6 protein-coding genes, 1 tRNA gene and 1 pseudogene are annotated in these 8,805 nt (G+C 25.4%); 3 read left to right on the forward strand and 5 right to left on the reverse strand.

Going from position 1 to position 8,805, the window contains the following annotated elements; genetic code table 11:
- Positions 1 to 190: 190 nt before the first annotated feature.
- Positions 191 to 1,361: pseudogene (locus tag QZ146_RS07375) on the reverse strand (aspartate aminotransferase family protein).
- Positions 1,362 to 1,771: 410 nt separating this feature from the next.
- Between QZ146_RS07375 and QZ146_RS07380 the strand changes: the two are divergent.
- Positions 1,772 to 2,200, forward strand: a complete 429-nt coding sequence (locus tag QZ146_RS07380; RefSeq protein WP_295723137.1) for a peptidylprolyl isomerase — start codon at positions 1,772 to 1,774, stop codon at positions 2,198 to 2,200.
- A gap of 173 nt (positions 2,201 to 2,373) precedes the next feature.
- On the opposite strand, the gene QZ146_RS07385 is transcribed toward QZ146_RS07380, so the two are convergent.
- Positions 2,374 to 3,354: a DNA glycosylase gene (locus QZ146_RS07385; RefSeq protein WP_295723139.1), complete on the reverse strand. Its 981-nt coding sequence runs from the start codon at positions 3,352 to 3,354 to the stop codon at positions 2,374 to 2,376.
- A gap of 13 nt (positions 3,355 to 3,367) precedes the next feature.
- The gene (hisF, locus tag QZ146_RS07390; RefSeq protein WP_295723141.1) at positions 3,368 to 4,213 is read right to left on the reverse strand and encodes an imidazole glycerol phosphate synthase subunit HisF; all 846 of its coding nucleotides are present in this window, start codon (positions 4,211 to 4,213) and stop codon (positions 3,368 to 3,370) included.
- Positions 4,214 to 4,501: 288 nt separating this feature from the next.
- On the opposite strand from hisF, the gene QZ146_RS07395 reads away from it, so the two are divergent.
- A tRNA-Arg gene (locus tag QZ146_RS07395) sits at positions 4,502 to 4,575 on the forward strand.
- Between the two features lie 63 nt (positions 4,576 to 4,638).
- Here QZ146_RS07395 and QZ146_RS07400 read toward each other — a convergent pair.
- Positions 4,639 to 6,501, reverse strand: coding sequence for a helicase C-terminal domain-containing protein (locus QZ146_RS07400; RefSeq protein ID WP_295723143.1), 1,863 nt, complete (start codon positions 6,499 to 6,501; stop codon positions 4,639 to 4,641).
- A 265-nt stretch (positions 6,502 to 6,766) separates the two neighbouring features.
- Between QZ146_RS07400 and cobI the strand changes: the two genes are divergently transcribed.
- Positions 6,767 to 7,471 carry a precorrin-2 C(20)-methyltransferase gene (gene cobI, locus QZ146_RS07405; RefSeq protein ID WP_295723144.1) on the forward strand — a complete coding sequence of 235 codons (705 nt, stop codon included), beginning with the start codon at positions 6,767 to 6,769 and terminating at the stop codon, positions 7,469 to 7,471.
- A 49-nt stretch (positions 7,472 to 7,520) separates the two neighbouring features.
- Here cobI and QZ146_RS07410 read toward each other — a convergent pair whose 3' ends face one another.
- On the reverse strand, positions 7,521 to 8,348 hold the full coding sequence (locus QZ146_RS07410; protein WP_295723145.1) for a V4R domain-containing protein: 828 nt from the start codon (positions 8,346 to 8,348) through the stop codon (positions 7,521 to 7,523).
- Positions 8,349 to 8,805 lie beyond the last annotated feature (457 nt).

An 8,805-nucleotide genomic window follows, 5' to 3' on the forward strand; every position in this document is an offset into this window, starting at 1 on the left:
TGAAGAAAGAGAAAAAGATAAATATTATCATAAAAAATGCAAAGCAAACATTCAAGATAGCTTTTAAAAAATCAAAATTTTCTTAGCTTGACAGCATTGGAAAATAATGGTATTAACCCATAAAAATTGATAAATAAAAAAATAAGAATTTTAAAGAAAAAATCTTTAAAAATAGAAAAAATAAAAATATTTAAGTTTTTATTTCAGATAAAACATCATCTAATGCTTGAACCATAGTGTCGATATTTTCCTCTTTAATGGTTAAAGCCGGAGCAAGTCTTAAAACTTTATCAGCAGTACAGTTTATCAAAATACCCTTATTTCTCATTTTATCAACAATATCTCCACCATTGTTCAATACCTATTAATAGGCCTAAACCTCTTACATCAACTATAAATTCATATTGTTCTTTAAGAGAATTTAATTTATCTTTAGCATACTGACCCATTTTTTTAGAATTTTCAATTAAGTCTTCCTCTTCAATAACTTCAATAACAGCATTTGCAGCTGCACATGCAAGAGGATTACCTCCAAATGTAGAACCATGGTCTCCTGGTTCAAATCCTTCTGAAACCTTATCAGTTGCAAGAGTAGCACCTATTGGAAAACCTCCACCTAAACCTTTTGCAAGAGACATTATATCTGGTTTAATACCATATTGTTGATAAGCAAATAGACTTCCACATCTACCAATTCCTGTTTGAACCTCATCAATAATTAAAAGAATATTATTATCACGGCATAATTTTTCAACAGCCTTAATATATTCTTTGTTTATAACATTAACTCCACCTTCACCTTGTACAATCTCTAACATAATTGCACAAGTATCATCCCCAATAGCATCTTCCATTGCTTTAATATCATTAAAGGGTACATATATAAATCCAGGTGGAACTGGTTTAAAAGGTTTAGAGAATTTATCCTGACCTGTTGCAGTGATAGTTAACATAGTTCTTCCGTGAAATGAATTTAAAGCTGTTATAATTTCTCCTTTACCAGTGTATTTTCTTGCAAGTTTTATTGCAGCCTCATTTGCTTCAGCCCCACTGTTTGAGAAAAATACTTTGTTAAAATCTGAAATATTCGCTAATTTTTCTGCAAGTTCCCCTGCAGGCACATTATAGTAAATATTTGAACAATGAATAAGCTTTTCTGCTTGGTTTTGTATTGCACTTACAATTTTATGGTTAGTTTGACCTACATTATTTACAGCAATTCCAGCAAAGAAATCTAAGTATTCATTACCTTCAATATCATAAACTTTAATTCCATGAGCATGGTCAATTACAATTGGTTGTCTTCCATAAGTGTTAAGGAAATATTTATCATAAATATCCATAACTTCATTAGTATTCATAAAAATCACCTTTAAAAAATATGATAAATTAAATTTAATTAGTTTATTAAATTAATAAAAATTAAAAATTAAAATTTATAATTTATAATTAATGGCTAAAAAAATTTCTATTAATATTAATTATAAATAAGTATTAAATCTTAGTTTTTTTATAAACACAAAACTTAAAAAAAATTATAAAAAAAATTTATACAAATAATGTTCTATTTTTTATTAAATATAAACTTAATAATATATTGATAATTTTTTAAAAAAAATATATATTATTAATGAGTTATCGATTAAATAATAAAGTATAAATTATTAATTTAATAATATTTAAAATAAATAATTATGAATAATTATTTAATTAATAATTATTAATTTAATTATTAAATAACTATAAACTTTTATAAAGGAAAAGTGATACTATGAAAAAAGCAAGAATTGAAACTGAAAAAGGAGACATTGTTTTAGAATTATTCCCTAATGAAGCTCCAGGTACTGTGGCTAATTTTGAAAAATTAGCAAATAGTGGATTTTATGATGGTTTAACTTTCCATAGAGTAATACCTGACTTTGTTATTCAAGGAGGATGTCCTAATGGAAATGGTACTGGAGGACCAGGTTATACCATTAAATGTGAAACTGAAGGAAATCCTCACAAACACGGCACAGGTGCTCTATCAATGGCACATGCTGGTAAAGATACTGGCGGAAGCCAATTTTTTATTACTCACAGCCCACAACCTCATTTAGACGGAGTACATACTGTATTTGGTCAAGTTATTGAAGGTATGGATGTTGTAAATGCAATTAATCCTGGAGATAAAATGATTAAAGTAAGTGTAACTGGCTAAATAATCATTTTAACTTTTTCTTTTTTTATTTAATAACTAAATTTAATAAAACATATACAACCAATATTTCACTAATTTTAAAATAAAATAAACTACTTTTTAAAAATAAAATAAATAAACTATTTTAAAAAGACTTTTAAAGGGAATATAAAATTTAAATTTATATTTAAATACTATTTATTAGTTAATTTATCAAATAAACCAGATGTACGTCCATAATTAAATAAGTATAATTGAACATAACCTGCATATTTACCAAAAGTGTCCATTCCAAATTCTCTTAGTTCTTTAATTGAAATATCAGAATTATTATCAAAATACAAATATGAAACTATTCTTTTTATCCAGACATCAGATGGAAAAGCTTCCATAAAACCAAAACCATATAATAAAATACAGTCTGCAACTTTAGGTCCAACACCTTTAATTTTAATTATCTCATCATATGCCTGCTTATAGGACATATTGAAAAAGTCATTATAATCACACTCAAGTGTAAATATTTCAGATGCTTCTTTAATGTAAGGGACCCTATACCCAAATCCACATGATTTAAGGTTATGAGTATAACATTCTATTTCCATTTGTCTGTTGTCCGCTTCATATTCTTCTAAATTATCCCCATATGCATCAAATAGAATTTCAGATGGTGGAAATTTATAATATTTTCCAGAAGGAAATTCAAATTCATCACCCCAAATTTTTTTAAGTTTATTGATTGAAGTAGTCCACCTTTTAATTGAATTATTAGAAGAAGATATGGAAGATATTATTGCCTCAAATGGGTCTGATGCCCTAAACAATCTAAGACCTTTAGAAAAATCACAACAAGGACTTAATTTTTCATCATCTTTTAAAAATTTATAGAATTTATCCAAATCAAAATCTAAATCGTACATTTTAATAATTTCTTCTTTAATTGATTTTTCTATTTTCTTTTTATTTACTACAGATTCATCAATATTATTTGGTATTTCATAATCTAAATTAAAAGAATTAATATTATTTTGAGAGGTTTTTAAAAGTATTGGGATATTATCAGAGATTATTACATTACTATAAGTATTCAAATTCTCATGATATGTCCAGGGAGGCTGTGATGTTTGACCAGATAATTGTGTTAGGTCTAAATCAATTAAATTATTAAATTTCATAAGAACACCTAAATCAAATTCTTATATTTATCCCACTATCTTTTAAGTAATGTTTTACAACTGGAACAGGATATTCATTAAAATGAAAAATACTTGCTGCTAGTGCTGCACTTACATCTGTTTTTACAAATGCTTCTTTAATATCTTCAGGAGTTCCAACTCCTCCAGAAGCGATGACTGGAATATCAACAGAATCATTAATAGCTTTAGTTAAATCTAAATCATAACCAGCTTTAGTTCCATCACCATCCATAGAAGTTAAAAGTATTTCACCAGCACCACGTCTTTCACATTCAATCGCCCATTCAATTGCATCAATACCTGTAAATTCACGTCCCCCATATATACTACAATCAAACCAACAATAAGAGCTTTCACCAGAAATTGGAGAATGTTCTATCTCAATTACATTTTTATCTTTAGCATCAGCAGGACTGTTTACATAACGTCTTTTAGCATCAATACCTATAACACATGCTTGAGAGCCAACAATTTTAGATGCATCGTTTATAAGGTCCGGATTATGAATAGCAGATGTATTAGTTGAACATTTATCTGCTCCTGCATTAAGCATTTTAATATAATCTTCAACTTTTCTTATTCCTCCACCTACACAAATAGGTATAAAGACATTTTCAGTTAATCTTTCAATAACATGAGCCATAGTTTCCCTTCTCTCATGTGATGCTGTAATATCCAATATTACAATTTCATCTGCCCCCTCTTCATAGTATTTAGATGCAAGTTCAACAGGGTTTCCTGCATATTTAATTTCCTTAAATTCAACACCTTTTACAACACGACCGTCTTGAACCTGTAGGTCACAATCTAAACATGGGATGATTCTTTTAGTTAACATAAATATTACCTTAAACGATATAATTAAATCTATGATAATGTTTATTCACCAATATTCAAATCAATCTTATTGATTATTAATTATTGATAATGGATTATTAATTTAAATATAAAATTTATCTAAAATATATAAAAACTATTAAATAATTATCTATTTAATAATATAAATAAGATTTTAAAAAAAAAACAATACTTTTTAAATATTAATTTAATATTTATTAATTAAAATAAATTATTCAAAAAAATACTTTTATAAATTATAAAACATAAAAATTATAATGTTAAATTTGGTCCTATGGTCTAGTCTGGAATGACACAGGACTTCGGATCCTGAGATCGGGGGTTCAAATCCCCCTAGGTCCACTTTTAGATTAATTATTAAAAAATAGAATTATTATTTTATAGAAAATTTAAATTATATAAAAATTATCTAATTTTAATATAGTCATTTTCAACAATAGCTTCCTTAAAAAATCGTGGGATTAATGACTTATATAATGGGCTTTTAAATAGCATAAGAATGTCTTTATCTAAAATATAAGTAGTACAATAATCATCTTCTGCTCTCATGCCTCTACCATAAGATTGCATTATAGTCATTACAGTTTTATAAGCATACCAACGCTTGTCTCTTTTTTGTCTTAAATTTATTTGCATATCCCCCAAATATGGAAATGGTATTTTATAGATTATCTGGAAACGACAATTGTCATAAGGTAAATCTACACCTTCACTCATTGAAGGAGATACAAGTACAAGAGGATTATCATCCTTTTCAAAATAATCTAAAACACGCTCCCTATTAAAGGAAGTATGAGATATAAGTCTTGAATTTGGAATATTCTGTGTAATAAAACTAGAGTTTTGATAACTATGAGTATGAATTAAACCTTTATCATTAGAATGTTTACGTAAAATCTCATTAATAACAGGAATTGTTTTAGGAGCAGTGTCTTTTATTCTATTTTTAGACATTTTACCTACTAGTTTAAGGTCAATTGGTCTTTTTTCTTTAGGAAATGGACTATCTACATTTATATAAAATATTTCATTTTCATTTAAACCTAACCATTTTGAAAACATTTTATAGGACAATATTGTAGCAGACATAAATATGCAAATATCACCATATTTAAATAATAAATCCTTAGCATAATTATGAATTCTAAGTGGTTTAAAAGATACTCCGATCTCATCAGCATCAATAACCCAATTTTTAGGTTCTGCATTAAGATATTTTATAATTTCCTTTATTTTTCTTCGAGTTCTATCAATTCGGTCAATTTGATTTTTCTTAAAAGTTTTTAAATCCAAATTTTTATAAGCATCACTAATTGATTCTAATTCAAGTATCCAATCTTCTATAGTACCATCATTTAAAGTTTCCTTAGAAATGCGTTTTTGAATATCCTTTTCTAGTCTTTGATTAGTTAGTTTAAGTTCTAAATTCTTCATTATTTTATCTTCTATATTATGAGCCTCATCAAGAATAAGTAAAGATCTTGGAGAAAAATGTTTAACATAATTAAGTTCTAAAAATGCATAATCATAATTCATAAGAGTGATTGGTGATTTGATAGAATTAGTTTTTTGTTGCCAATAATTACAATGATTATCTGAATTAAAGAAAAATGGAGCATTATCAGCAGTAGTAAAAGCTTCAGTTGAACCTAAAGTAGGATTTTTTCCTACACCATATGGACAGAAAAAATTATCTTTATTTAATGTAGTTTTACATAAACCCATATCACAAGTAATTTCAGCATTCCCATTTAAACATGAAAAATTAGCTCTACCTTTTACAAGTGGAAACTTAAATTCCTCTGCATATTGGGACTGTAATTGCTTTGTCATTGTGAGAATATAAGCAGAATCATACATTTTAGATAAAGTTGCAGCAATAACAGATTTACCTGTTCCTGTACCTGCTTCTAAAATAATGTATTTATACCCTTTACTAATAGCATCTTCAATTTCTTGTATAATCTCTAATTGTCCTTCTCTAGGAATTTCAAATGGAAAATTAATAATAATATCTTCATGAATATGAGGATATTCTTTTTTTAACTCATTAATTCTATCATTATCAATACGATTTTCTTCAATGGAATATACTTCAGGAATTTTATCTTTTGATTCAATAGATTTTTTATCTTTTGTCCTAATAGGTTTTTTATTATTATAAAACTTTAAATTAGAACTTTTTGCTTTATTTTTCCTTTTAAATTTTCCACAAGTACAATTATCCTTTAACATTCCACAATTTGGACAAAATAACGAATCTTCCATATATTAATATTTGATAATATTAATTATAAATATTATGTTAGCATTTGAAAAGAAATATTAATTAATTCTTTTAAAAAAATTTTAAAAAAAAATAAAGTTAGATTTAAAAAGAATACATTATAAAATATTATAATATAAATTATTAAAAAAATAATTTTAATAAAAAAAAGCTAATTTTAAAAGTTTAAGAAGAAGGTTTTTTTAAAAAAAAATAATTAACAAACTAATAACTCTTTAAAAATTAATAAAATAAACACTAGGTGATTTGATGGGAAAAGGTAAGTTATATGGAATAGGAGTAGGCCCTGGAGATACAGAATTATTAACACTTAAAGCTGCAAAAATATTAGAAAAAGTTCCTGTAATCTGTGCACCACGTGCAAGTAATGAAAAAGAAAGTATTGCATTATCTATTGTTCAACCCATAATTGATAAAAGGGCTGATAGAAAAAAAGTAATGATAGTTGCTCCAATATTTCCAATGAAAAAAGATATTGAAAATTTAAAAAGACATTGGATGGAAGCATCTATTATAATAGCTGATTACCTTAATAGTGGAAGAGATGTAGCATTCGTTACATTAGGAGACCCTTCAATATTTTCAACATTTACTTATGTTCAAAAAAATCTTGAAACAAATTATGAAATTGAAGTAGTGCCAGGTATTACATCATTTACAGCATGTGCTGCAAGTATTAAAAAACCTTTAGTTGAAAAAAATGAAATTTTAACAATAGTTCCTAAAATAGATGAAAGATTAAATGACATTCTCTCTCATGGCGATTGTTTTGTAATTATGAAAGCTTCTAGAAATTCTAAAAAAGTTGAAAAAATTATAAAAAAAGATCCAAGAGAAAAAACAATCACTTCAGTACAAAACTGTACTCAAGAAAATGAAAAAATCATTGATGGTTTTTCAAAAGAAAAACCTTATTTAACAACTACCATAGTTAAATTCGATGAAGAATAAATTTAATTAATAATTAAATAATTTTTCTCATATATAAGAAAAAATAGTATTATATTGGAATAGAAGAAATCAAAGAATATTCTTCATTAGTTGCTTCAATTTCAAAAGTACAACAATCATCACCCATAGTATAGCATGTAACTTCAATAACATTAACCTTATATTTAAGATATGATGAAAAAAGAGCTTCAAATATTCCTGCTTCCAAATAACATGCTGGTTTTCCAGTTTTTGGAAGAAGACCACACTCAAAACAATCAAAAGACCTTATCTTATAAGAATCTCCCATTAGCTCAAGAGTAATTTTACCTAATCCTTTTTCGCTCCAGAAATCTTTTATATTTTCGAAAAATTTACCGAAATCTTCATCATAAAGTTTAGAATATAGAGACAATCCAATATTAACCCCAGTTTCGTGAAGTATAGGGTCAATATTTACTCCTTCTTGAAATAATGTAGACCTTAAGGTATGGAATAAAAGATAAGAAAATTCGAAATCATCCCCTGAATTAATGATATTATTAACCAAAAAGTCAATTTTTCGCTCTTCAAGTTCTAAAGGTTCAGATGGTTTAACTTCTCCTAAAAATCTAGAACTAATATAAAAAATTTTTTTACGATTATCTTCTGAGTCAAACCTATAGTTAACAACCCCTTCTTCTCGTAAAGATTTTAAATGAACAGAGATAGTAGATTTAGATCTTCCTGTATTTTCAACAATTTCATTAAATTCCATATCACTATTTTTTAATAATTCTAAAATAGTTAATTTAACAGGACTTTTAACTACATTTACACCGACACTATTATCACTTTTTGAAAAAATTTGTACTGGCTTAGTTCTGTTTACTTTATTAGCTGTACCATCACTTAACATTAAATCCCCTAAAACTTTACATAATATTTAATAAGATTATTTAACAAAATAAATAAAAATATTAAACAAAAAAAATTTATACAAACACTTAAAAAATTATATTAAATGAATATAAACGAAAAACAAATAAATTATAATGAAATAATTCTTAAATCCCGAGTAAAGTCTGTATAAATAAAATTATATAATATAATATAATATTCATATTATATAAATTGTTTGAATAAATAACGAATAGTTAGTATAAAAAATATAAAAAAATATAAAATTAATGTAAAATTACTAAATTATATTAATAAATTTATTAAATTTAATAAATTGTTTATAAAATGAATATAATCTTTTTTTTAATAAAAAAAATAAATTTATATAAATTAATAGTAAAAATAAAAAATTATTTTAATATTTTTATAAAATACTTAAATAAATAAAATAAATTTATAAATAGACTTTATAT

Origin of the sequence: uncultured Methanobrevibacter sp., from assembly GCF_905235195.1 — an archaeon.
Classification (GTDB): Archaea; Methanobacteriota; Methanobacteria; order Methanobacteriales; family Methanobacteriaceae; genus Methanarmilla.